This is a genomic window from Sporosarcina sp. resist (assembly GCF_014302295.1).
Taxonomy (GTDB): Bacteria; Bacillota; Bacilli; order Bacillales_A; family Planococcaceae; genus Sporosarcina; species Sporosarcina psychrophila.
The window spans coordinates 735,001-756,826 of the sequence record NZ_CP060287.1 but is presented as its reverse complement, the minus strand read 5'-3'; the positions used below and the strand labels follow the sequence as shown (position 1 = coordinate 756,826).

At 43.4% G+C, this 21,826-nt stretch carries 16 protein-coding genes, 18 tRNA genes and 2 rRNA genes (1 of these 36 cut by a window edge); 8 read left to right on the top strand and 28 right to left on the bottom strand.

The window, feature by feature from the left end; genetic code table 11:
• Position 1 precedes the first annotated feature (1 nt).
• Entirely contained in the window at positions 2 to 1,741 is a 1,740-nt protein-coding gene (locus H7992_RS03745) for an ABC transporter ATP-binding protein (protein ID WP_187046663.1), read from the bottom strand.
• 1,309 nt (positions 1,742 to 3,050) lie between these two features.
• Here H7992_RS03745 and H7992_RS03740 point away from each other — a divergent pair.
• A complete protein-coding gene (locus tag H7992_RS03740; RefSeq protein ID WP_067213830.1) occupies positions 3,051 to 4,376 on the top strand; it encodes a hemolysin family protein in 1,326 nt (441 codons plus the stop codon).
• A gap of 355 nt (positions 4,377 to 4,731) precedes the next feature.
• A complete protein-coding gene (gene rsgA, locus H7992_RS03735) occupies positions 4,732 to 5,811 on the top strand; it encodes a ribosome small subunit-dependent GTPase A (RefSeq protein WP_370569991.1) in 1,080 nt (359 codons plus the stop codon).
• A 278-nt stretch (positions 5,812 to 6,089) separates the two neighbouring features.
• Here rsgA and H7992_RS03730 read toward each other — a convergent pair whose 3' ends face one another.
• Entirely contained in the window at positions 6,090 to 7,634 is a 1,545-nt protein-coding gene (locus H7992_RS03730) for a bifunctional GNAT family N-acetyltransferase/carbon-nitrogen hydrolase family protein (protein ID WP_067205879.1), read from the bottom strand.
• Positions 7,635 to 7,767: 133 nt separating this feature from the next.
• Between H7992_RS03730 and H7992_RS03725 the strand changes: the two genes are divergently transcribed.
• The 3 genes from H7992_RS03725 (at position 7,768) to H7992_RS03715 (ending at position 9,641) form a co-directional block, all read left to right on the top strand.
• Positions 7,768 to 8,193 (top strand): disulfide oxidoreductase, encoded by a 426-nt coding sequence (locus tag H7992_RS03725; protein ID WP_187046661.1) that lies wholly within the window; start codon positions 7,768 to 7,770, stop codon positions 8,191 to 8,193.
• A gap of 1 nt (position 8,194) precedes the next feature.
• A complete protein-coding gene (locus H7992_RS03720) occupies positions 8,195 to 8,674 on the top strand; it encodes a thioredoxin family protein (protein WP_187046660.1) in 480 nt (159 codons plus the stop codon).
• Between the two features lie 115 nt (positions 8,675 to 8,789).
• The gene (locus H7992_RS03715; protein ID WP_187046659.1) at positions 8,790 to 9,641 is read left to right on the top strand and encodes an RluA family pseudouridine synthase; all 852 of its coding nucleotides are present in this window, start codon (positions 8,790 to 8,792) and stop codon (positions 9,639 to 9,641) included.
• Positions 9,642 to 9,764: 123 nt separating this feature from the next.
• On the opposite strand, the gene H7992_RS03710 is transcribed toward H7992_RS03715, so the two are convergent.
• The gene (locus H7992_RS03710) at positions 9,765 to 10,700 is read right to left on the bottom strand and encodes a methyl-accepting chemotaxis protein (RefSeq protein ID WP_067205870.1); all 936 of its coding nucleotides are present in this window, start codon (positions 10,698 to 10,700) and stop codon (positions 9,765 to 9,767) included.
• A gap of 136 nt (positions 10,701 to 10,836) precedes the next feature.
• Positions 10,837 to 11,661, bottom strand: a complete 825-nt coding sequence (locus H7992_RS03705) for an aldo/keto reductase (RefSeq protein ID WP_255428573.1) — start codon at positions 11,659 to 11,661, stop codon at positions 10,837 to 10,839.
• Between the two features lie 156 nt (positions 11,662 to 11,817).
• On the opposite strand from H7992_RS03705, the gene H7992_RS03700 reads away from it, so the two are divergent.
• Positions 11,818 to 13,119: an NCS2 family permease gene (locus tag H7992_RS03700; RefSeq protein ID WP_067205864.1), complete on the top strand. Its 1,302-nt coding sequence runs from the start codon at positions 11,818 to 11,820 to the stop codon at positions 13,117 to 13,119.
• Between the two features lie 48 nt (positions 13,120 to 13,167).
• Here the strand turns inward: H7992_RS03700 and H7992_RS03695 are convergent, their stop codons facing one another.
• From H7992_RS03695 to queG, 3 genes are all read right to left on the bottom strand, one after another.
• Positions 13,168 to 13,461, bottom strand: a complete 294-nt coding sequence (locus H7992_RS03695; protein WP_067205862.1) for a hypothetical protein — start codon at positions 13,459 to 13,461, stop codon at positions 13,168 to 13,170.
• Between the two features lie 324 nt (positions 13,462 to 13,785).
• A complete protein-coding gene (gene trmL / locus H7992_RS03690) occupies positions 13,786 to 14,259 on the bottom strand; it encodes a tRNA (uridine(34)/cytosine(34)/5-carboxymethylaminomethyluridine(34)-2'-O)-methyltransferase TrmL (protein ID WP_067205859.1) in 474 nt (157 codons plus the stop codon).
• A gap of 117 nt (positions 14,260 to 14,376) precedes the next feature.
• A complete protein-coding gene (gene queG / locus H7992_RS03685; RefSeq protein WP_187046658.1) occupies positions 14,377 to 15,516 on the bottom strand; it encodes a tRNA epoxyqueuosine(34) reductase QueG in 1,140 nt (379 codons plus the stop codon).
• 56 nt (positions 15,517 to 15,572) lie between these two features.
• Here queG and H7992_RS03680 point away from each other — a divergent pair, with 56 nt between their 5' ends.
• Together H7992_RS03680 and H7992_RS03675 are read left to right on the top strand one after the other, a co-directional pair.
• On the top strand, positions 15,573 to 16,265 hold the full coding sequence (locus H7992_RS03680) for a B3/B4 domain-containing protein (protein WP_067205854.1): 693 nt from the start codon (positions 15,573 to 15,575) through the stop codon (positions 16,263 to 16,265).
• A 29-nt stretch (positions 16,266 to 16,294) separates the two neighbouring features.
• Entirely contained in the window at positions 16,295 to 16,810 is a 516-nt protein-coding gene (locus H7992_RS03675; protein ID WP_187046657.1) for a hypothetical protein, read from the top strand.
• A 333-nt stretch (positions 16,811 to 17,143) separates the two neighbouring features.
• Here H7992_RS03675 and H7992_RS03670 read toward each other — a convergent pair whose 3' ends face one another.
• From H7992_RS03670 to H7992_RS03570, 21 genes are all read right to left on the bottom strand, one after another.
• On the bottom strand, positions 17,144 to 17,596 hold the full coding sequence (locus tag H7992_RS03670; protein WP_187046656.1) for an SRPBCC family protein: 453 nt from the start codon (positions 17,594 to 17,596) through the stop codon (positions 17,144 to 17,146).
• Positions 17,597 to 17,774: 178 nt separating this feature from the next.
• A tRNA-Leu gene (locus H7992_RS03665) sits at positions 17,775 to 17,855 on the bottom strand.
• Positions 17,856 to 17,896: 41 nt separating this feature from the next.
• Positions 17,897 to 17,970: transfer RNA gene (locus tag H7992_RS03660), tRNA-Cys, on the bottom strand.
• Positions 17,971 to 17,978: 8 nt separating this feature from the next.
• Positions 17,979 to 18,053: transfer RNA gene (locus H7992_RS03655), tRNA-Gly, on the bottom strand.
• 4 nt (positions 18,054 to 18,057) lie between these two features.
• Positions 18,058 to 18,129 (bottom strand) — tRNA-Gln (locus H7992_RS03650).
• 10 nt (positions 18,130 to 18,139) lie between these two features.
• A tRNA-His gene (locus H7992_RS03645) sits at positions 18,140 to 18,215 on the bottom strand.
• Positions 18,216 to 18,249: 34 nt separating this feature from the next.
• Positions 18,250 to 18,325, bottom strand: a tRNA-His gene (locus tag H7992_RS03640).
• A gap of 36 nt (positions 18,326 to 18,361) precedes the next feature.
• A tRNA-His gene (locus H7992_RS03635) sits at positions 18,362 to 18,437 on the bottom strand.
• Between the two features lie 27 nt (positions 18,438 to 18,464).
• Positions 18,465 to 18,538: transfer RNA gene (locus tag H7992_RS03630), tRNA-Trp, on the bottom strand.
• 5 nt (positions 18,539 to 18,543) lie between these two features.
• Positions 18,544 to 18,628 (bottom strand) — tRNA-Tyr (locus H7992_RS03625).
• A 13-nt stretch (positions 18,629 to 18,641) separates the two neighbouring features.
• Positions 18,642 to 18,717, bottom strand: a tRNA-Thr gene (locus H7992_RS03620).
• A 13-nt stretch (positions 18,718 to 18,730) separates the two neighbouring features.
• Positions 18,731 to 18,806 (bottom strand) — tRNA-Phe (locus tag H7992_RS03615).
• A gap of 59 nt (positions 18,807 to 18,865) precedes the next feature.
• Positions 18,866 to 18,941 (bottom strand) — tRNA-Asp (locus H7992_RS03610).
• 3 nt (positions 18,942 to 18,944) lie between these two features.
• A tRNA-Met gene (locus tag H7992_RS03605) sits at positions 18,945 to 19,019 on the bottom strand.
• 81 nt (positions 19,020 to 19,100) lie between these two features.
• Positions 19,101 to 19,175: transfer RNA gene (locus tag H7992_RS03600), tRNA-Met, on the bottom strand.
• Positions 19,176 to 19,243: 68 nt separating this feature from the next.
• Positions 19,244 to 19,319, bottom strand: a tRNA-Val gene (locus H7992_RS03595).
• A gap of 165 nt (positions 19,320 to 19,484) precedes the next feature.
• Positions 19,485 to 19,559, bottom strand: a tRNA-Glu gene (locus H7992_RS03590).
• Between the two features lie 23 nt (positions 19,560 to 19,582).
• A tRNA-Ser gene (locus H7992_RS03585) sits at positions 19,583 to 19,674 on the bottom strand.
• 4 nt (positions 19,675 to 19,678) lie between these two features.
• A tRNA-Asn gene (locus H7992_RS03580) sits at positions 19,679 to 19,753 on the bottom strand.
• 44 nt (positions 19,754 to 19,797) lie between these two features.
• A 5S ribosomal RNA gene (rrf, locus tag H7992_RS03575) occupies positions 19,798 to 19,913 on the bottom strand.
• 146 nt (positions 19,914 to 20,059) lie between these two features.
• Positions 20,060 to 21,826, bottom strand: a 23S ribosomal RNA gene (locus H7992_RS03570); it runs 1,165 nt beyond the window's last position.

Below are 21,826 nucleotides of genomic sequence, written 5' to 3'. Positions count from 1 at the left end.
ATTATTCAACCTCCCCAATCTGTTGGCGGTCGAATTGTTCTTTGTACCAGCCGTTCATTCCAAGTAAGTCCTCATGTGTTCCCTCTTCAATAACACGCCCATCGTCAAGTACGATAATCCAGTCTGCATGCTGAATAGCAGACAGTCGGTGTGTTGTAATAATTGTCGTTTTTCCAGAACGTTCCGTTTGAATATTTTCTATGATTTTCGCTTCCGTTTTCGCATCGACCGCAGAAAGCGAGTCATCTAAAATAAGAATCTCCGGATTTTTCACAAGTGCTCGTGCAATGGATATTCGCTGTTTCTGCCCTCCGGATAATGCAACACCCTTCTCTCCGACAAGTGTCTCAAGTCCTTCAGGAAGCATTTCAAGATCTTTTTCAAAATAGGACAGACGAATCGTTTCCGCAATGTCCGCTTCGGTTGCATCGGGTCGTCCGAATAAGATATTATCCCTGACTGACCGTGAAAACAGAACGTGATCTTGCGGGACGTAACCAATCCAATCCCTTACCTGATCTTTTGTCATTGACTGCATTGGTACTCCCGAGAAGACGATTTCCCCTTCTCCGGATGGATATTCACGCAGTAGCTGTTTGACGAATGTCGTCTTTCCACTACCGGTTTTTCCAACTATCCCAAGCGTATCGCCACGTTTCAAATGGAGCTTAATAGCATCCAAGTTGACCGAATGCGACGTCGGATAAGTGAAAGTAACATCCTGGAAACCTACACTATTAGGTTGTTCAACATTCACGGGATGTTTAGGATCCTTCACATCTTCCTCATAATCAAGCGTCTCTGTCACCCGGTCGAGTGACGCATTTCCGCGTTGTAAAACGTTAATCAATTCACCGATTGCAAACATCGGCCAAACAATCATCCCAAGATAGACATTAAAGGTAACGAGATTCCCTAGCGTCATATCACCAATGGATACAAGGTAGGCCCCGTAACCGAGCCCAATCATATACGTCAGACCTGTCAGTACTTTCGAAATTGGCATGAACAGCGCGTCAATCTTCTCGACGTGCATGTTTTTCTGATAGACATCTTCCGTCATATCAGCAAACCCTTTTTCAGATGCACGTTCCTGGACGTATGCACGAACAACCCTTACACCCGCGACTGCTTCCAAGACGTTATCATTCAAATCACCGAACGCCTGCTGTGCCGTCATATATCTTTCGTGAATTTTCTTTCCTAAAACCTGCATGATAAACGCCAAAATCGGAAGCGGTAAAATCGCCACAAGCGTCAATTTCCACGAAACGAGAAAGCCCATCGTCAAGACTAGCGTCAGTAAATAGAGCGTCGAATCGACAAGCGTCATGATGCCGAAACCTGCCGTCTCAGATATTGCCCGTAAGTCATTTGTAGAACGGGCCATCAGATCGCCTGTTTTATTTTTCTCATAAAACGTGGGGGTCATTTTCAGAAAATGATGCATAAGCTTTCCCCGTAATTGCCGTTCGATTACATAAGCCCCGCCAAATAATTGGTATTGCCAAACATAGTTACTTGCATAATTGAAAAGCATAATTAAAAACATAGAACCAATAAATATAACAAGTAATCTTGCTGTCAACGTCTGTGTATAGATCGAGTCAATTGCCTGCCCGATTAGCCAAGGTGGAATAACAACAAGAATATTCGTCACCATCAGCAGAATAAGCGCAACTGTGTACCTCTTACGATTTTCTTTAAAAAACCATTTTAATTTAAATAGCACTGAAAACATAATTCAATCAACCTTCTTCCCTATTCTCTTACAGCTATCCGCTTTCGAGAGATTCCTTTTTCAATATTTTCCTTTGTTGTTTGATCATTAACATCGTCAACACTCCTTTTCCTATTAGTTAGTCCAACTTTATGCAACACGCAATGCGTGGAAACACTAATTTCTCTTTAGATTAAAACAAAAAAAGAGCACACGCTTCTTAAGATAAGCGTGTGCTCATAAAAGGAACGGCAAAGCGCGCCGGTCCGGGTTTATTTAGTGTTAAAAACTAAAACACGGATAGGTACGGTTTCATTTTATTGTTGTTGTTTTGGAACACGTATACTTTTTTCATTTTCCGTACCTCCCTTTCTATTTCGAGTAACTAACTACTTGTAGGTTATCATTTCCATTTCAGAGTTGTCAATACTTTTCGAAAACAGAATTACTTCAACCATTTTCTATGATGTAATCCTCAAGTCAGTGAGAATCTTACTGTTCGTTAATATTGGATAAATATATGAATGAGTTAAATTGAATATGACACCAACAGAGAAATACGTAATGAATAACAGCTACTATAGATGTTAAACAAATGAATACAGCGTATGCGCTTTACAAGAGCTTTTGGTAGGCCACTGAGAAGGTCCCAATAATTGGAGTGAAATAGAACTCCTACCAATACCGCTTCGACGCTTTGTGGATGCCTCCCGCGATAAGCCAGAAAGAAGACCACTTTCAGTCTTATCGCTCCGGCTACCACGAAGTCGCGCCTTCGCTGGATGGTCTATTTGAGAAAGCGCATTTCATCCCAGATAATTATATATGTTGAATCTGGTATATATACTGAGCGAAGGCGCCTTAACAGGGGTAGCCGAAGCCATAAGACTGGCGGCGAAGCTGCTTGGCTTAGGGCGGGAGGCATCCCCGAGCGTCGCAGCGGTTCAATGGAATTCTTTATTTCAATTTATATAGTATCAACTAGTAATCACAGTATAATCTCGGCATATACATCTCAAAATCATATTTTCCTCGATAATGAACACCCTAGCGCAGGCATCCCCAAAGCGTCAAGCGTTCTACAATCCACACCCCGAATTTCATTGAGGCTTGAACAACTTCTATGAACTTTTTCTTATCCTTTTTCAGAAGTCCTGCTATACCGCCTTACCAGCAAATATACGTAAGACAAGAGTATCTATTTGTTTTTTTCTTGAAAATAAATTATCATAGAGTTAACTAAGGATTTTACCACTATAGGAGGTGTACACTTTGTTCTCCCCCTCATTTGGGTTCGGAACAAAGTAATTATTTGGATATTGCCATACGATTGACAGCATTTGCTGTCTTGATCGCTCTCACCGCATTTTTTGTTGCGAGTGAATTTGCAATTGTGAAGATTAGATCAACACGGATTGACCAACTGGTTGCGGAGGGTAACCAGCGTGCCGTAATTGCGAGAAAGGTAATTAGTAATCTGGACGAATATTTGTCCGCTTGCCAATTGGGGATTACGATAACTGCTCTCGGACTCGGGATGCTCGGGGAACCAACTGTAAAACTAATGTTAAAACCGATTTTCTCTTATTTCGATTTAACAGCTAGTACTTCCAGTATTCTTTCATTCATTATCGCATTCACATCGGTAACATTTTTGCATGTTGTTATAGGTGAATTGGCTCCTAAAACGATCGCGATTCAAAAAGCGGAAGCCATTACATTGTTATTTGCAAAACCGCTTATTTTATTTTATCGCCTCATGTACCCTGTTATTAAAGGTATGAATGGTTCTGCACGTTTCTTCGTTGGACTGCTTGGCTATAAATCGATTTCTGAATCAGAAGTCGCTCATACAGAAGAAGAACTTCGAATGATTTTATCAGATAGTTTAAAAAGCGGCGAGATTAACCAAGCCGAATATAAATATGTCAATAAGATTTTCGAATTTGATGACCGGATTGCCAATGAAATCATGGCCCCTCGGACAGAAATGATATCAATCGAAAAAGATATGACATTACGTGAAGTATTCGATGTGATGGGTGTTGAACAATATACACGCTACCCTGTCACGGATGGCGATAAAGACCATATTATTGGTCTGGTCAACATGAAAAACCTATTGACAGCATTCATTAAGGAACCAGACACAGCTGGCCATCAACCAATTGTTAATTATATGCAACCGATTATACATGTCATCGAATCGATACCAATCGCCGACCTTCTACTCAAAATCCAACGAGAACGCATTCATATGGCGATTCTAATGGATGAATATGGTGGAACTTCAGGCCTTGTAACTATCGAAGATATTTTAGAAGAAATCGTCGGTGATATTCAAGACGAATTCGATATGAATGAAGTACCAGAAATTCAAATTCTCGGGGAAAACCATTACATTTTAGACGCGAAGATGCGCATCGAAAATGTAAATGACATTCTCGGTATTTCCATTAACGAAGAGGACATCGATACAATCGGCGGCTGGATCATGACCCAACGCTTCGAAGCAATCCAAGGTGAAAAAATTATTGAACAAGGGTTTGAATTCATGGTGAAAGATGTGGATGGTCATCATATTCTCTACCTAGAAGTCATCAAATATGAACAGGACTCCACTGACAGCACTTCAGAATTGTCAATGGAATCCTAACTAAAAGCGTCTTCCCTATGGAGGACGCTTTTTTTGTCCGATACGATATGCTCCCACCTTCTCAGCTATATTTCAAATGACCTGAAAAGTCTGTATTGACTTTCTTCTTGCGTCTTGTTATTATTAATTCAACTTACAGAAAGCAGGTGAAGTTTTATGGCTATTATCATTGTACCTATTGCTAATTTGATCGGACCCATACTTTCACCTGCCGTGCTTTTATAATAAGCATGCTTATTCTGTTATGCGCGTGAAAGCCGTGGTGTCCGATCAAAGGACCCACGGCTTTTTTATTGTCTAGCTACAGGCGCCTTGCGCTTTTCTAGTACGCACATAACAGGAGGAATATAAATTGATTAATTTAAACGAGTACGGTTGGAATTTATCCCATGAAACGAACTGGGATGATATAAAAGACGGATTAAAAATGAAAAAATGTACGCCTGGGCGTGTCACACTCGAGCATAAAAGAATGTATCGGGTTGTCACAGCTGAAGGTGAATGGCTATCTGTCTGTTCGGGTGCGATGCAGTACGAAGCCGATGAGCGACGAGACTTTCCAGCTGTCGGTGATTGGGTCGCAGTGGAAAAAATGCCTGGTGAAGAACGTGGTATTATCCATGACATATTACCGAGAACATCTCTGTTCTCCAGAAAATCCGCTGGCACAATGATTTCCGAACAAATTATCGCAGTAAATATCGATATCGTTTTCTTGGTCATGTCGATGAATAAAGACTTTAATGCTAGACGACTCGAGCGTTATCTGGTTGCCGCCTATGATTCAGGCGCAAGTCCCGTCGTCGTATTAACAAAGAAAGACGTATGTGATGACCCTTCCCACTACATTGAAGAAGCACGGAATATAGCTATGGGCGCTGATGTTTTCGCCGTGAGCAATGTTACCGGTGAAGGAATTGACGAATTGACCGCACTGTTAGATGGTGGAAAAACAGCGGCCTTATTAGGTTCTTCAGGTGTAGGGAAATCCTCTCTTACAAACGCCATTTACGGCGGTGAAACGATGTTCGTTCAAGATATCCGTGATGATGACGATAAGGGCCGGCATACGACGACCCATCGTGAACTCGTTAAGATTCCTGGCGGCGGTGTATTGATTGATACGCCAGGGATGAGAGAGTTTCAGCTGTGGGACAACAGCGAGAGCCTGGATTCAGGTTTTAAAGACGTGGAAGCATTCACCAATTCATGCAAGTTCAATGACTGTCAGCATAACAATGAACCCGGATGTGCAGTACAGGAAGCACTTGCTACAGGTGCTTTACCTGAAGACCGCTATGCGAGCTATCTGAAACTCCAAAAAGAGTTGGCATTCCTTGAACGAAAAATGGATGCCGCCGCTCGATCCGAAGAACGGAATAAGTGGAAAAAGATAACAAAAAGTATGCGCAATCATCCTTCGAAGAAGAAATAAGTAAAGAGTCACTATATGAGAAGGGCTGATCTGTTAGTCGATAAATTATCGACTAACAAGAACAGCCCTTTTTTTGATATGTATATTGATTGTTATCACCGCGTTGATTTGCTTTATCACCGTCATCGGGAGGTTTATCACCGCCATGGACCCGTTTATCACCGTCTTAAACGAGTTTATCACCGCCATGGAATTCCTAGTAAGTCGGAAACTACTTTTTGCGTTACAAAAAACAGCCACGTACACCGGGTTTACCGGTATGCGTGGCATTTTTGCTTTCAATCCTTTTTATACTCGATATGGTACACATCATGACGACGATCTTTTAGTTGCTTCACGGTACCGTCCTGACGCTGGCGACGTAATATCTCGAGGTCGACGTCTCCAATAAGTACCATTTCTAAATTTGCATTCGTTTCTCCTACGATGCCATCCCGAGCAAACTCGAAATCGGATGGAGCGAATATAGCTGATTGTGCATATTGGATATCCATATTTGCCGTCTGTGGCAAGTTTCCGACCGTGCCAGAAATAACAGTGTAAATCTGATTTTCAATCGCTCGGGCTTGGGCACAATAACGGACGCGCAGATACCCTTGTCTATCTTCTGTACAAAATGGTGTGAAGATAATATTGGCACCCATATCTGTTGCAATACGTGCCAATTCGGGGAATTCGATATCATAACAAATTTGGATGGCGATTTTCCCACAGTCTGTATCGAAGACGCGAACCGCATCTCCTGCACTAATTCCCCACCATTTTCGTTCATTTGGCGTAATGTGAATCTTATATTGTTTTTCGATTGACCCATCACGACGGAACAAATACGAAATATTGTAGATTTCTTCATCCTCTTCCTCGACAAAGTGAGATCCACCAATGATATTCACGTTATAACGGACTGCAAGATTCATGAACATCTCAATATATTGCGGCGTATATTCAGTCATTTTACGTACTGCTTGGCTCGGCGATATTTCATCCATAAATGACATAAGCTGAGTCGTGAATATTTCCGGGAAGACGACGAAATCGGAGTTGGCATCAGACGCGACGTCAACGAAATATTCACACTGATGAGCCATGTCGTCGAATGATGAAATCTTGCGCATCAAGTATTGGACAACGCAAATACGTACTGGATAACTTGTCTTGAAATGACGCTTCGTCAGCGGTTTATAATCAACGTTATTCCATTCCATAAGTGTTGCATATTTCTTCGATGCTTTATCGTCCGGTAGATAGTTTGGATTAACCCTCATCAACGTAAAGTCATTCATCAGTTGGAACGTCAGTACAGGATCATAGATTTTATGGCGCGACACAGAATCTACATATTCACGCGGCGACATTTCTTCGGCAAATTTATGGTAGTTCGGGATCCGACCACCTAGGATAATCGACTTCAAATTGAGCTCTCTCGCAAGTTCTTTACGTGCTTCATACAAACGCTGTCCGACCTTCATACGGCGGTAGCCAGGATGCACCATAACTTCGATGCCGTACATATTATAACCGTCGGGATTATGGTTTGTTATGTAACCTTCATCAGTGACATCATCCCATGTATGGCGGTCGTCATACTCATCGAAATTGATGATTAGACTGGAGCATGAACCGATGATTTCCCCATCCAATTCAGCAACCATCTGTCCTTCCGGAAAATTTTCTAAATGACTCTTTAGATGCCCCTCTTCCCATGGTTCCATACCAGGGAAACATAATTCCTGCATACTTAAAAGCCTCGTTATATCCTCAAATTTCATCTGACGAATAACCATACTTATTTCAAACTCAGACAAATCAAATTCTTCACTCATCCGAAACACCTCTTCCCAACCTGTATCTCTCCATTATACCGCAGTTGCCCCTACAGTTAATAATGTTTTACTTGTTTAATACGACACCCTATAATCAAATGTGTATGTAGTTTACCAAGCAGGAGATGATTGTATGCAAAAACGACTAGAAAACAGTCTCATTATTATTTGGACAGTTTCATTTGTCGCAACGCTCGGTTCGTTATACTTTTCGGAAGTACGCGGATATGAGCCCTGTACGCTCTGTTGGTACCAGCGGATTCTGATGTATCCAATCGTACTCATTTCAGGTGTCGCCCTGTTCCAAAAAAACGCACGAATTGCCTTGACTCTAGCTGTTTTCTCGATTGTTGGTGGAAGTATCTCCCTCTATCATTATGGAATTCAAAAGCTGACTTTTTTGGGCAATAACGCACCGGTTTGCGGGAATGTATCTTGCACCGGACAGTACATCAACTATCTTGGATTTATTACCATTCCCTTCTTGGCGCTTACGGCATTTTTAATCATCTTTATTACAAGCCTTTTCATGATGAAATGGCAGAAGGAGTCGAAGTAACTTGAAAAAATTATTAATCATTGGCGGTGCTATTGTCGCGGTCTTCATCCTCATTGTCGTATTATCGAACAAAGCGGACCAAGCAAAAATGAAAGACAATCCATATGGAACGGATAATCTTAAAAAACCAACAATCGATTTGATCGGCAATGAAAACTACAGCAACATCGTCTTGCCAGATACTCTGTTCAAAAAAATCGAGGCCGGTGAATCAGTAACGGCCTATTATTTCCACCCTGAATGTCAATTTTGCATGGAAATGACACCTGTTTTGATGCCAATTGCAAAAGAGATGGATGTCAACGTACTGCAATATAACATGATGGAATTTGGTGATAAAGCCGGAATGGATACAGACTATAAAATTGAACGTTGGCCAGCCCTCGTCCACTACAAAGATGGTAAAGAAGTCGGACGTATGCTCGGCGCACAACCCGAGGAAAATATCCGTGCATTTTTCAATGAATTCGAAGGCAAATAATATGGAACGAAGTCTAAGTTCGCTGCGTCCTGCGGCAACTAGGAGGGATGAAGTACAATCCCTCACGCTTCATGACCTACATCCTGTAGGCCCACGACTGGAAGGAATGATTTAAATGGCTTTATTTCATTATAAAACACAAGAAGACAATATGACGGTTGAATATTTGCTCAAAGATAAATGGCAAGGCGGTAAAAAGACGGTCCACCTTATGCGTATGGCCAAGAGTGTACTAGATTCGAACGGCGAACCCGTAGACGACTGGCGCTTACCTCTCGCGGAAGGTACGGAATTGGTGTTTACTTTCCCTGATGCAGCTTCCACGTATATTGCTGATGAACAAGTTGAACTTACCGTACTTTTTGAAGACGAGCATATCCTGGCAGCTGTTAAACCTGCTGGCATGACAACACATCCCGATGGTCCAAGGGACAAAGGTACACTGATGAATGCTGTCATGGCATATGTTAAAAACAATGGCGGGGATTATGCCGAACATATCCATCGTCTTGATAAAGGAACTTCCGGTGTTGTTCTCGTTGCGAAGCATCCAATTGCGAAGGCACTCTTCGACCGTATGATTGAGAATAACGACATCTCGCGGAAATACACGGCAGAAGTTGACGGTTACTTGAAACGACCTAAAGGTTCCATTAGACTTCCGATTGGAAAAGACCGCCATCATCCAGCCAAACGAATTGTTTCAATGTCTGGACAAGCTGCTGTTACAAACTTCCGACTTATTGAACGTAAAGAAGAGACTTCCATTGTAGAGGCTGATCTTGAAACAGGTCGGACACACCAAATCCGCGTACATTTATCGCATATTGGATACCCAGTTACAGGCGATACACTATATGACGGCAGTGAAACGGAAGACGGTCATTATCGGTTAACTGCAACTGCGTTATCGTTCATCCATCCATTTACAGAAGAACAGACGCTTATTGAAATGAAAAATATCTAAAAAATGCCATGGAGAGTATTTCTCCATGGCATTTTTTTAATCAATTGCACTTAGTTTGTGACATCCTCAGAACGCGGCAATTTTAGTCTAGGGTACCCTTAAGTTCGCTCCTGCAGAATCAAATTAAAACGCTAGTTGACGGATTCCATTCTCAAGACGCTCATCAACTTCTTTTGCATCTTCAATATGTTCCACAATTAGATTATGTGCTTGTGAGAATAAACTTTTCGCACCGTGAAGTTCATGTTTCACTTCTTCGGACAGTTTTTTCTGTTCTTCAATCATTTCTTGAATAGCACCAATGTCACCTTGGCTTACCTCAATCGTGCTTAGGATGCTTTCAATTTTTAATGCAGTTGCCAAACTTACTTCGACTCCTTTTTCAACGAGCTCAGCACTTTTCCTTGTAGCGGCAAGCGCTTGCTCGATTTCATTGCGAAGTGAAGAAGTTAATGTTTGGATGTTTGCCGTACTATCCGACGTGCTTTCTGCAAGTTTCCTTACTTCTTGGGCAACGACCGCGAACCCTTTTCCGGATTCTCCAGCCCGTGCCGCCTCGATTGACGCATTCAATGCAAGCAAATTTGTCTGCGCTGCAATATCTTCAATGACGCCGACAATTGACTGTATCTCAACTGATCTAGCGCTTAAGTTCGTCATGTTCTGTTCGGAAGCTTGAATTTGGATTCCCAAATCTTTGATTACATCGGCTGTCGCCTTTACCTCTTTCGTTCCTTCTGATGCTTCTTTAACCATGCTATGTGATTGTTCTTCAAGTGAACGACCTTTTTCAAACAAGTCCTGTGACTTTTCCGAAGTTCTTTCGCTTAGTTCACCTACGTTTTCAAACCTTGTCTCAATCTGACTAACTGCTTCACCTAATACGTTATGTTGCGCGTTTACTTTTTCATGCTGATTAACAGCAGCATTCAGCTCGCTTTTTAAGTCAGTTAAACGTCCTTGATCCTGTTGTTCTTTATCTGAATACGCCAACTTCAAACGGTCAATTTCTAGTTGAAGACGATCATCCTCGATACCCTTTTTCTTGCTTCTGAACATGGTAATCAATTCCTCCTACACCCTTTTTTTCATCATACCATAAAATACCTCATTTTGAATGTAGTATTTGTGCTAAAAGTTGCAATACTATGAATAGAATTAAGACTTATGACACATATCAGGCACGCTAATGAAATTAGTATGAATCCGGATTGGTTCCCGTCCGCTCATCGCGATTAAGTGCGTTAATCGATGCCATTTCTTCAGATGACAGTTCAAAATCGGCAACTTCATTATTTTCACTTATACGTTCAGGTGTCACCGACTTTGGAATAACGATGAGATTATTTTGCAAATGCCATCTGATAATAACTTGCGCAGGTGTTTTACCGTACTGTTCGCCGATAGTAAGAAGCGTTGGTTCTGCAAGTAGCTTCCCACGTGCAAGCGGTGACCAAGACGTCACAGCAATTCCATTCTCTTCGCAAAACGCACGGAGCGGTTCCTGTGTTAGATACGGATGGAGTTCAATCTGGTTCACCATTGGCGCAACATTTGCTTTTACAAGGATTTTTTCAAGATGATGGGCATGATGATTGGAGACACCTGTTGTACGGATCAGTTTTTCGTCATACAACCGTTCAATCGCTTTATAAGTGTCGACATATTTTTCTGACACAGGCCAATGTGTCAAATATAGATTCAAATAATCTAAGCCTAGTTTCTTCAATGAAGTCTCGAATGCGCGGAGTGTCCCGTCATAGCCCTGATCAGTATTCCATACCTTCGATGTGATGAACAGCTCTTCCCTTGGAACACCAGAGTGACGGACCGCTTCCCCCGTTTCCCTTTCATTCTCATAGATTGCCGCTGTGTCAATTGCGCGATATCCTGTTTCTATTGCGTATGTAATTGCTTCGACAGTCTGACCCGGATCCGTCATCTTATAGACGCCAAGTCCTAATTGTGGCATTTTCACACCATTTGCTAGCTCAAGTGTTCCGTTGAATCGTTTTGTCATTTGAATTTCCCCTTTCGAAACTTATTCTTTAATTGTACAAGCGGCATTCGAATATTACGAATTACCTGATTGCATTTCAGAGTTGAATTTTAACGTAAAAACGAATATTATTGTAAATGTACTTCATTTCGTTCGTATTCTGAAAGGAGATTTACATTGTTTCATTTAAAAAAACATAATACCACTGTGAAAACGGAAGTATTGGCAGGTATGACAACTTTTTTGACAATGGCCTATATTGTCATCGTCAATCCGATTATTCTTGCTGACGCCGGCGTACCATTTGAGCAAGTATTCATTGCGACAATTATCGCTGCGGTTATCGGTACACTTTGGATGGCACTTTTCGCCAATTATCCAATTGCAATTGCACCAGGAATGGGATTGAATGCTTATTTTACATCGGTTGTTCTCGCATCTGATGGTCAACTCGACTACATGACTGCTTTTTCTGCAGTATTCATAGCTGGATTAATATTTGTTCTGTTGTCCTTGACTTCTTTCCGTGAAAAATTAATTGAATCAATTCCTGAGAGTCTAAAGCTCGGGATTACAGCTGGGATAGGGTTATTCATCGCCTTTATCGGCTTGCGTCTTTCTGGACTCGTCGCTCCACATGAGGCGAACCTTGTTAAGCTTGGCGACCTTACGTCTCCGCCCGTTCTACTCGCTTTGTTCGGCCTTCTCGTGACGGTTATTCTTATGACTTTGAATATCTATGGTTCGATTTTCATTGGAATGGTTCTAACCGGAATTGTCGCAGTCTTTACGGGTCAGCTCAAATTTGAAGGTGCCTTATGGAAAATGCCTCAATTGCCGGAAGGGATTCTTGTTTGGAATCCGATTACTGCATTCGGTGACGTCATTTCACATGGTTTGTATGGGGTGGTTTTTGCCTTTCTCATCGTTACCTTGTTCGATACCACCGGCACGATGATTGGCGTTGCAAAACAGGCTGGCCTTATGAAAGGCAATAAGCTGCCACGTGCACGTCATGCATTACTTGCAGATTCTGTTGCAACAACATTCGGATCGATGTTCGGTACGAGCCCAACAACGGCGTACATCGAATCTTCATCTGGTGTTGCAGTAGGTGGCCGGACAGGATTGACATCACTGACTGTCTCTATCCTCTTCCTTGTCGCGGCATTTTTCGGTCCACTCGTCAGTACATTGTCTGGTGTATCTGCAATCACAGCTCCTGCTTTGATTATCGTCGGAAGCTTGATGATTGGCGCAGTGAAAGATATTGATTGGGATTCATTCGATGAAGCATTCCCAGCATTCCTCGTTATTCTAACAATGCCACTCACATCGAGCATTGCGACAGGAATCGCTCTTGGTTTCATCACATACCCGCTATTGAAAGTTGTGAAAGGGAAAGGAAAACAAGTTCCTATCCTGTTATATATTTTCGCAGTACTGTTCACCTATCAGCTGCTCTATTTACCACATTAAAAAATACCCTTCCGTTAGTATTCGGAAGGGTATTTTTTACATATTGATTTAGCGTCTAGAAGTGATAGCTGACATTACGAGCGCTCCTGCAGTTAGTAGGTGCATGAACCAGCCAATGAACGGAATAGCACTCACTATGCTCGTTACGAGACCTAGGATGGGTGCTGCCTTACCCTGCATGTCCCGAATTGAAAGCAGTAACGTAATTGCATGTAAAACGAACATGACACCCAGCACTGAATATCCGGAGCTTATAACAAAAACTCCTCCAATGATTGGAATTGCAAGAAAACCTTCTGCAATTGCCGTGATCCATTTCATTCCTGTCGAGTAATTTTTCATACTATATTCTACCTCCATATTATTTAAGTCGTTATGTTATATACGGACAAGCCGACAAAAAGTTTCATTTTTCTTGGCTCTGTCACAATTTTTCCTGACGGTCGTTTCAATTCCATTTAAAATAGGGTATACTTAACGAAGCTACTAATGAATTTACAGGAGGTACCTATCATGACAGTAATTCTAATTATAGGTGTTTGCTTTGCATTCCTATCTGCAATTTTCACAGGCGGATACGATGATAAACCGGGCAAGGTTAAGATACCTGGCCTAAAAAAATAACAATAAGTAAAACGGGACATGCCTTCAGGCTGCCCCGTTTTTTTATACCAATCCTGGATAAGATTGTTGCCTAAGCGCTTCATATATAAGTATCGCCGCCGTGTTCGATAAATTAAGCGACCGAATGTTGTCGTTCATCGGGATTCGTAGACACCGTTCTTTATTCTCCTCTAAAATTTCTTCAGGAAGTCCGCTCGTCTCTTTACCGAAGACGAAAAATATATCTGTTGCTCCATCAGAATAATCGAATGCAGTATGAGTCCTTTCACCGTGTTTTGTCAAAAAGTAAAAAACAGCATCGGGATTCGCCGCGAATAGCTCACGAATTCCTTCATGATATGTAATATCGACGTGCTCCCAGTAATCGAGCCCCGCACGTTTCAACATTTTGTCATCCGTCGAAAATCCAAGCGGTTTCACAAGATGAAGTTTCGCTCCTGTTCCTGCGCATGTCCTTGCAATATTCCCTGTGTTTGCAGGGATTTGTGGTTCAAATAACGCTACGTGTATGGCCATCTCAGTGATTCCTCCAATTAAACTTTTTCTTACTATAGATTTGTTGAAATATAGAACCCCATTGAATTTACTTCTGCTGCCTCTTGTAAGGAGCCTTCGTTTAGTTTATATAGGCATTCATTTCTTTAATATATAAGTATCCGCTGCCTTTTCTAATTCAGCACGCACTTCCGGATCTTCCTCTTTCGATAATGCTTCCTTAATCGCTACATATCCTTCTTCCAAACCAATTCGACCAAGTGCCCATGCAATCGTACCACGAATGACGGGTCTCGGATCGTTCTCTAACATACTGATCAATTCTGGTACCGCAGACTCCTCCTTGAAATGTGCGAGTGCAATAATTGCATTTCGCTGAATCGGATTTTTTCCGCGCCAAGATCCTGATACATGTCCAAATTTCTCTTTAAATTCTCGATTCGACAGCCTGAGCACTGGTTGAAGAAGCGGCTTCGCCAGTTCAGGGTCTGCTTGGAATGCTTGCTGATGCAAATTATGCTTTCCTTTATTTTTCGGACATACCGTTTGACATGTATCACACCCGTATATCCGATTACCAAACTCCGCACGAAATTCTTCCGGAATTGGCTTTTTCGACTGTGTAAGGAAAGCAATACAACGCTGCGCATTTAATTGGCCTCCCTGAATCAATGCACCAGTTGGACATACGTCAAGACAAAGTGTGCAATCCCCACATTCATCTTCCATTGGAACGTCCGGCGCAAAAGGGATATTGGTAATCATTTCACCCAGGTACACATACGAACCGAATTCCGGCGTAATTATTGAACAGTTTTTTGCCGACCATCCAATCCCCGCCCGTTCTGCAACAGCGCGGTCTGCAAGCTCACCCGTATCTACCATCGAGCGAACCTTTGCCTCAGGTGCATGTTCCAGTATAAATTCCTCAAGCAGTCTCAGCTTCTCACGAAGGACCGTATGATAATCTGTCCCCCACGATGCACGACAAAAAATGCCCCGTCGCTCACCTTTTTTTCCTCTCGGAGAATCTGCCATTTTGGATGGATAAGCTACAGCAATTGCAATAATGCTTTCTGCTTGATCAAGCAAAAGAGCAGGTTCTGTCCGTTTATCTAAATCCTTTTCTTCAAAACCCGACTGATAGCCTAGTTCTTGCTGCCGCTTCAAGCGGTTTTTCAACTCACGAAATGGTGCAGCTGTTGTAAAACCAATTTTGTCGATGCCGATTGACTCCGCATAGTCCCTCACTGACTGTTGCAACTGAACAGCATTCACACTGTATCGCCTCCACTATGCTACTATTGAATTAAACTATATAAAGGGTGAAGTCATTGATTATTGAAATGGATATGAAGCTTTTAGGTGCCGTACCCGGATTAAAATTGGGCATTAACCATTATACCAAAATTACAGTGTCAGAATCGCCTCAAATGCTAAAAGGAAAATTGCAATTATTCCAAGAGCAACTTTTCTTTGAGCTGGAGAACAAGTCCGTCCCCGAATTCCCTGGCATTAAAGAATGGCGTACTGTGTGGAAAGCACTTGGCGCAGACCCTAATCGATACCGTCATTCTACAGAAGCACTTATGCGCCGGATTAAGAAGCAAAACTACATCGATCCATTCCACAATGCTGTCGACTTGAATAACTTCTTTTCCTTGCAGCACGAAATTCCAGTAGGCATCTATGACCTCGAAAAAATTGTCGGCGATATAGTCGTTACTTCAGGGACAGAAGAGGATGGATATGATGGATTGAATGGTCGTTTTAATTCATTACAAAACATTCTACTGTTAAAAGATGATTATAGCCCATTCGGTAGTCCATATGTCGATTCTATACGTAGCGCTGTAACAGAAGATACGACAGACGCGTTACATATCTTCTTCCTACGCCCGTCCATGGATGCTACTGAAGCGTTTGAACTGACAACAGCATGTGGGAACATGTTTACTAGTCTTAGTGGTGGAGATGTTCGTTCATATGTTTTGCACGAGGGACAAACTTCCATTATAGTTGACTGACAATGTTTCTAAATGGGGGGAATGAACAAGTGAGCAACATAACACTCGCTGAAGCTGTAAAATTAAAAAGTGTTTTAACAAAACGAATTCATGAGCTTGAAGATGAAATGAGACGCGTAGCCTTTACGAATGTAGAAAAAGGCAACACCCCTGATCAAGGACCACGTAGCCTTAAAATCGTAGAAATAGAATTGGATGAAGTCCGTTTAGATAGTCGAGTGCTCGACCGTCTCATGTATCGTGCCAATATCGATAATGAAATCGAGTTCCAAGGGCAACAACTTGCGATTGTCGAAGCGATTGAACTTGCCATACAATTGCGTGCAAAAGCCCGCTTTTACAAAGAACTCTCTATGGCAGAAAAAGAAGAGATTCAATACGGCTACTCTGAAGGTACGGTCGTATACCGTGTTGCTTTATTCGATCCTGAGGATTATCGGGTGAAATCATTGCAAACAGAAAAGGATGCACATAAGTTATCTAATTCTATTAATGCAAAAAACTATTCGATTGTCTTGAAATTTGATGATACGAAGTACTTTTAATGCCCTTGGAAAGGTGAGACTCCTCTCCAGGGCATAGAGTAGGGATCAATCCAATTTAAATTGCAGGCAAACCAATAACCTGTCACCATTTACTTTGTGACCAATCCCCAATGACCAACCAAGGCAATTGCAATGGACAACCCAAACTAGTGTCATCGGATCCCCTCTATGAAAATCGCTCCTTACGCTTCGGCGGTAAGGAGCGATTTTGTTTACTACCCATTTTTGAAGCGCTGTGTTTTCTCACAATCGATTAGTAACGTCCAGGTTCCACTCTCTAGAAAACTTGTGCCACCAAGTTTATCAAGTCGACTTTTCCTGATGAAATGCCTCTTACTCATTTTCTGCAATATGCTTCAGAGCTCTTGCTCGACTCACAATAAAGTTTCTCATATAGCTTTCCAAAAACAACTTATCCGCAATAACACCAATCACTCCACAGGGTGATCTATATTGAAATCTGTCAATCATCAGAGTGCCATTATCCTTCTCAATAAACTCATGAATATGGTGAAAAGATTGGAATGCTCCTTTCACCATTATGTCTTCAAACATATACGGTATATCCATCACCGTTACTTTGGCAGTTAGTCTTTGTCTTATACCGAAATGAACGGCCTCCCATGTAACAATATCCCCGGCCAGCAATAAACCTGTTGTCACCCCACCGACAGCCTTCTCTTTCGTCCCCTCTGTTGTACGGGTATGAATATCCACGTCTCGTGCAAGATCAAAGCAACGTTCTACCGAGGCTTGAATGAACTCCTGGTGTTCAATTAATGGCATAATGTTTCCCCTACTCTCTATTCTTTTATCTAAATATATATTGAAATAAAGAATTAAATTACATTGAATTCTTTAAAGTGCTAGGGGTAGCCAAAGCCCACGTTCGCTCAGTTAAGTCAACTTATATAGTAGAAATTAAACACAAAAAAACACAACCGAAGTTGTGTTTTTCATCTGATACCCGAGGCCGGACTTGAACCGGCACGCCTTACGGCATCGCATTTTGAGTGCGACGTGTCTGCCATTCCACCACTCGGGCATAACACTATTTAGTTTACGAACAACGATACATAAGAAAATTGGAGGCGGCAACCGGAATCGAACCGGTGGTAAGGGTGTTGCAGACCCATGCCTTACCGCTTGGCTATGCCGCCGTAGATGATGGAGCGGAAGACGGGATTCGAACCCGCGACCCCGACCTTGGCAAGGTCGTATTCTACCACTGAACTACTTCCGCGAAACTGGGGTAGCTGGATTCGAACCAACGAGTGACGGAGTCAAAGTCCGTTGCCTTACCGCTTGGCTATACCCCAAAAAGATAAATGGGGCGACTGAAGGGAATCGAACCCTCGAGTGTCGGAACCACAATCCGATGTGTTAACCACTTCACCACAATCGCCATGATATCTAGTTTGTTTTAATTGAATATAAAATGGGGCGACTGAAGGGAATCGAACCCTCGAATGTCGGAACCACAATCCGATGTGTTAACCACTTCACCACAATCGCCATGATATATAAGTTTGTTTTAATTGGATAGATAAATGGGGCGACTGAAGGGAATCGAACCCTCGAGTGTCGGAACCACAATCCGATGTGTTAACCACTTCACCACAATCGCCATAATATTAGATTATACTAAAAAAAATGGCAGGGGCAGTAGGAATCGAACCCACATCAAAGGTTTTGGAGACCTCTATTCTACCGTTAAACTATGCCCCTAAAACTGGTGGTGGGGGGCGGATTCGAACCGCCGAACCCGTAGGGAGCGGATTTACAGTCCGCCGCGTTTAGCCACTTCGCTACCCCACCATATAGGTGTAAATGGTGCCGGAGAAAGGACTTGAACCCTCAACCTACTGATTACAAGTCAGTTGCTCTACCAGTTGAGCTACTCCGGCACAAATATTAAAATGGTGGCTCAGGACGGAATCGAACCGCCGACACAAGGATTTTCAGTCCTTTGCTCTACCGACTGAGCTACTGAGCCACATATTTGGTTTACATTAAGATATTAGCTTATTCTAAACCTTATAGGAAAAATAAAAATGGCGGTCCCGACCGGGATCGAACCGGCGATCTCCTGCGTGACAGGCAGGCATGTTAACCGCTACACCACGGGACCATTTGGTTGCGGGGGCAGGATTTGAACCTGCGACCTTCGGGTTATGAGCCCGACGAGATACCACTTCTCCACCCCGCGACAACAATATAATGTATTCATTTGATAATGAGCTAATCATTTACATGTCAGCTATATGATCTGCTGCATCATGATAAAATTTGGTTGCGGGGGCAGGATTTGAACCTGCGACCTTCGGGTTATGAGCCCGACGAGATACCACTTCTCCACCCCGCGACAATAGTATTTATATAATTAAATATATGGAATTTTATTCAAGCGGTGAATCTGCTTAAAGAAATTAATGGTGGAGGATGACGGGCTCGAACCGCCGACCCCCTGCTTGTAAGGCAGGTGCTCTCCCAGCTGAGCTAATCCTCCTGGGTAAAATTGCGATAAGCGGCGCATCTCTTTGTCAGCTTCATTCGCTCAGTCAGTCACGTACTAATGTACGCTCCTTGCTTCTCCCAATTTCAACGAGAGTATGCTATGCTCGAATTACTGAATTAAAGTCAACGTGCTTAATGATGAATTTCTGAAAAGTTATGGTGACCCCTACGGGATTCGAACCCGTGATACCGCCGTGAAAGGGCGGTGTCTTAACCGCTTGACCAAGGGGCCTTAATTTATCATTTATATGAATCTGGCGGAGAGCAAGGGATTTGAACCCTTGAAACAGCGTTAGCCGCTTACATGATTTCCAATCATGCTCCTTCGGCCACTCGGACAGCTCTCCTAAATGGCTCCGCAGGTAGGACTCGAACCTACGACCGATCGGTTAACAGCCGATTGCTCTACCACTGAGCTACTGCGGAATAATATTAAGAACATACATTAAGTATCTTCTTTTGGACTAACAGACCAGCGACGTCCTACTCTCACAGGGGGAAACCCCCAACTACCATCGGCGCTGAAGAGCTTAACTTCCGTGTTCGGTATGGGAACGGGTGTGACCTCTTCGCAATCGTCACTGAACTATTTTCCACAAGACAAGACTAATTATATCATGTCTTGTTGTTACTTGCAAGCGTTTTTACAAAATAATTAATTTTGTTCGCTCAAAACTGAATAAAACAGACATTGTGCTACACAGAATCAGGGTAATCAAGCCCTTTTCAAAATTGGTTAAGTCCTCGATCGATTAGTATCCGTCAGCTCCACACGTCGCCGTGCTTCCACCCCAGACCTATCAACCTCATCTTCTTTGAGGGATCTTACTTACTTGCGTAATGGGAAATCTCATCTCGAGGGGGGCTTCATGCTTAGATGCTTTCAGCATTTATCCCGTCCATACATAGCTACCCAGCGATGCCTTTGGCAAGACAACTGGTACACCAGAGGTATGTCCATCCCGGTCCTCTCGTACTAAGGACAGCTCCTCTCAAATTTCCTGCGCCCGCGACGGATAGGGACCGAACTGTCTCACGACGTTCTGAACCCAGCTCGCGTACCGCTTTAATGGGCGAACAGCCCAACCCTTGGGACCGACTACAGCCCCAGGATGCGATGAGCCGACATCGAGGTGCCAAACCTCCCCGTCGATGTGGACTCTTGGGGGAGATAAGCCTGTTATCCCCGGGGTAGCTTTTATCCGTTGAGCGATGGCCCTTCCATGCGGAACCACCGGATCACTAAGCCCGTCTTTCGACCCTGCTCGACTTGTAGGTCTCGCAGTCAAGCTCCCTTATGCCTTTGCACTCTACGAATGATGTCCAACCATTCTGAGGGAACCTTTGGGCGCCTCCGTTACTCTTTAGGAGGCGACCGCCCCAGTCAAACTGCCCGCCTGACACTGTCTCCTGCCCCGATAAGGGGCATGGGTTAGAAGTCCAATACAGCCAGGGTAGTATCCCACCAACGCCTCATCCGAAGCTAGCGCTCCGGAATCCAAGGCTCCTACCTATCCTGTACAGGCTGCACCGGAATTCAATATCAGGTTACAGTAAAGCTCCACGGGGTCTTTCCGTCCTGTCGCGGGTAACCTGCATCTTCACAGGTATTATAATTTCACCGAGTCTCTCGTTGAGACAGTGCCCAGATCGTTACGCCTTTCGTGCGGGTCGGAACTTACCCGACAAGGAATTTCGCTACCTTAGGACCGTTATAGTTACGGCCGCCGTTTACTGGGGCTTCAATTCGAAGCTTCGCTTGCGCTGACCTCTCCTCTTAACCTTCCAGCACCGGGCAGGCGTCAGCCCCTATACTTCACCTTGCGGTTTTGCAGAGACCTGTGTTTTTGCTAAACAGTCGCCTGGGCCTATTCACTGCGGCTCTCTCGGGCTTTAACACCCTACCAGAGCACCCCTTCTCCCGAAGTTACGGGGTCATTTTGCCGAGTTCCTTAACGAGAGTTCTCTCGATCACCTTAGGATTCTCTCCTCGCCTACCTGTGTCGGTTTGCGGTACAGGCACCTCCCGCCTCGCTAGAGGCTTTTCTTGGCAGCGTGAAATCAGGGACTCAGGGATAAATCCCCTTGCTGTAACAGCTCAATGTTATAGGAACGGGATTTGCCTCATTCCACACCTCACTGCTTAGACGCGCATAACCAACAGCGCGCTCACCCTATCCTACTGCGTCACCCCATTGCTCAAACGGCGGGGAGGTGGTACAGGAATATCAACCTGTTGTCCATCGTCTACGCCTTTCGGCCTCAACTTAGGTCCTGACTAACCCTGAGCGGACGAGCCTTCCTCAGGAAACCTTGGGCATTCGGTGGAAGGGATTCTCACCCTTCTTTCGCTACTCATACCGGCATTCTCACTTCCAAGCGCTCCACCAGTCCTTACGGTCTAGCTTCGACGCCCTTGGAACGCTCTCCTACCACTGACATCTAAGATGTCAATCCACAGTTTCGGTGATTCGTTTAGCCCCGGTACATTTTCGGCGC

Bases quoted from the DNA above. Each gene is read 5' to 3' on its own strand.
- H7992_RS03710 (WP_067205870.1), bottom strand. From the start codon at position 10,700: ATGTTCAGAAGCAAGAAAAAGGGTATCGAGGATGATCGTCTTCAACTA.
- H7992_RS03670 (WP_187046656.1), bottom strand. From the start codon at position 17,596: ATGCCATTAATTGAACACCAGGAGTTCATTCAAGCCTCGGTAGAACGT.
- H7992_RS03730 (WP_067205879.1), bottom strand. From the start codon at position 7,634: ATGAGTGAAGAATTTGATTTGTCTGAGTTTGAAATAAGTATGGTTATT.
- H7992_RS03695 (WP_067205862.1), bottom strand. From the start codon at position 13,461: ATGAAAAATTACTCGACAGGAATGAAATGGATCACGGCAATTGCAGAA.
- H7992_RS03745 (WP_187046663.1), bottom strand. From the start codon at position 1,741: ATGTTTTCAGTGCTATTTAAATTAAAATGGTTTTTTAAAGAAAATCGT.
- H7992_RS03715 (WP_187046659.1), top strand. From the start codon at position 8,790: ATGGCTTTATTTCATTATAAAACACAAGAAGACAATATGACGGTTGAA.
- H7992_RS03705 (WP_255428573.1), bottom strand. From the start codon at position 11,661: ATGACAAAACGATTCAACGGAACACTTGAGCTAGCAAATGGTGTGAAA.
- trmL (WP_067205859.1), bottom strand. From the start codon at position 14,259: ATGGCCATACACGTAGCGTTATTTGAACCACAAATCCCTGCAAACACA.
- H7992_RS03725 (WP_187046661.1), top strand. From the start codon at position 7,768: ATGCAAAAACGACTAGAAAACAGTCTCATTATTATTTGGACAGTTTCA.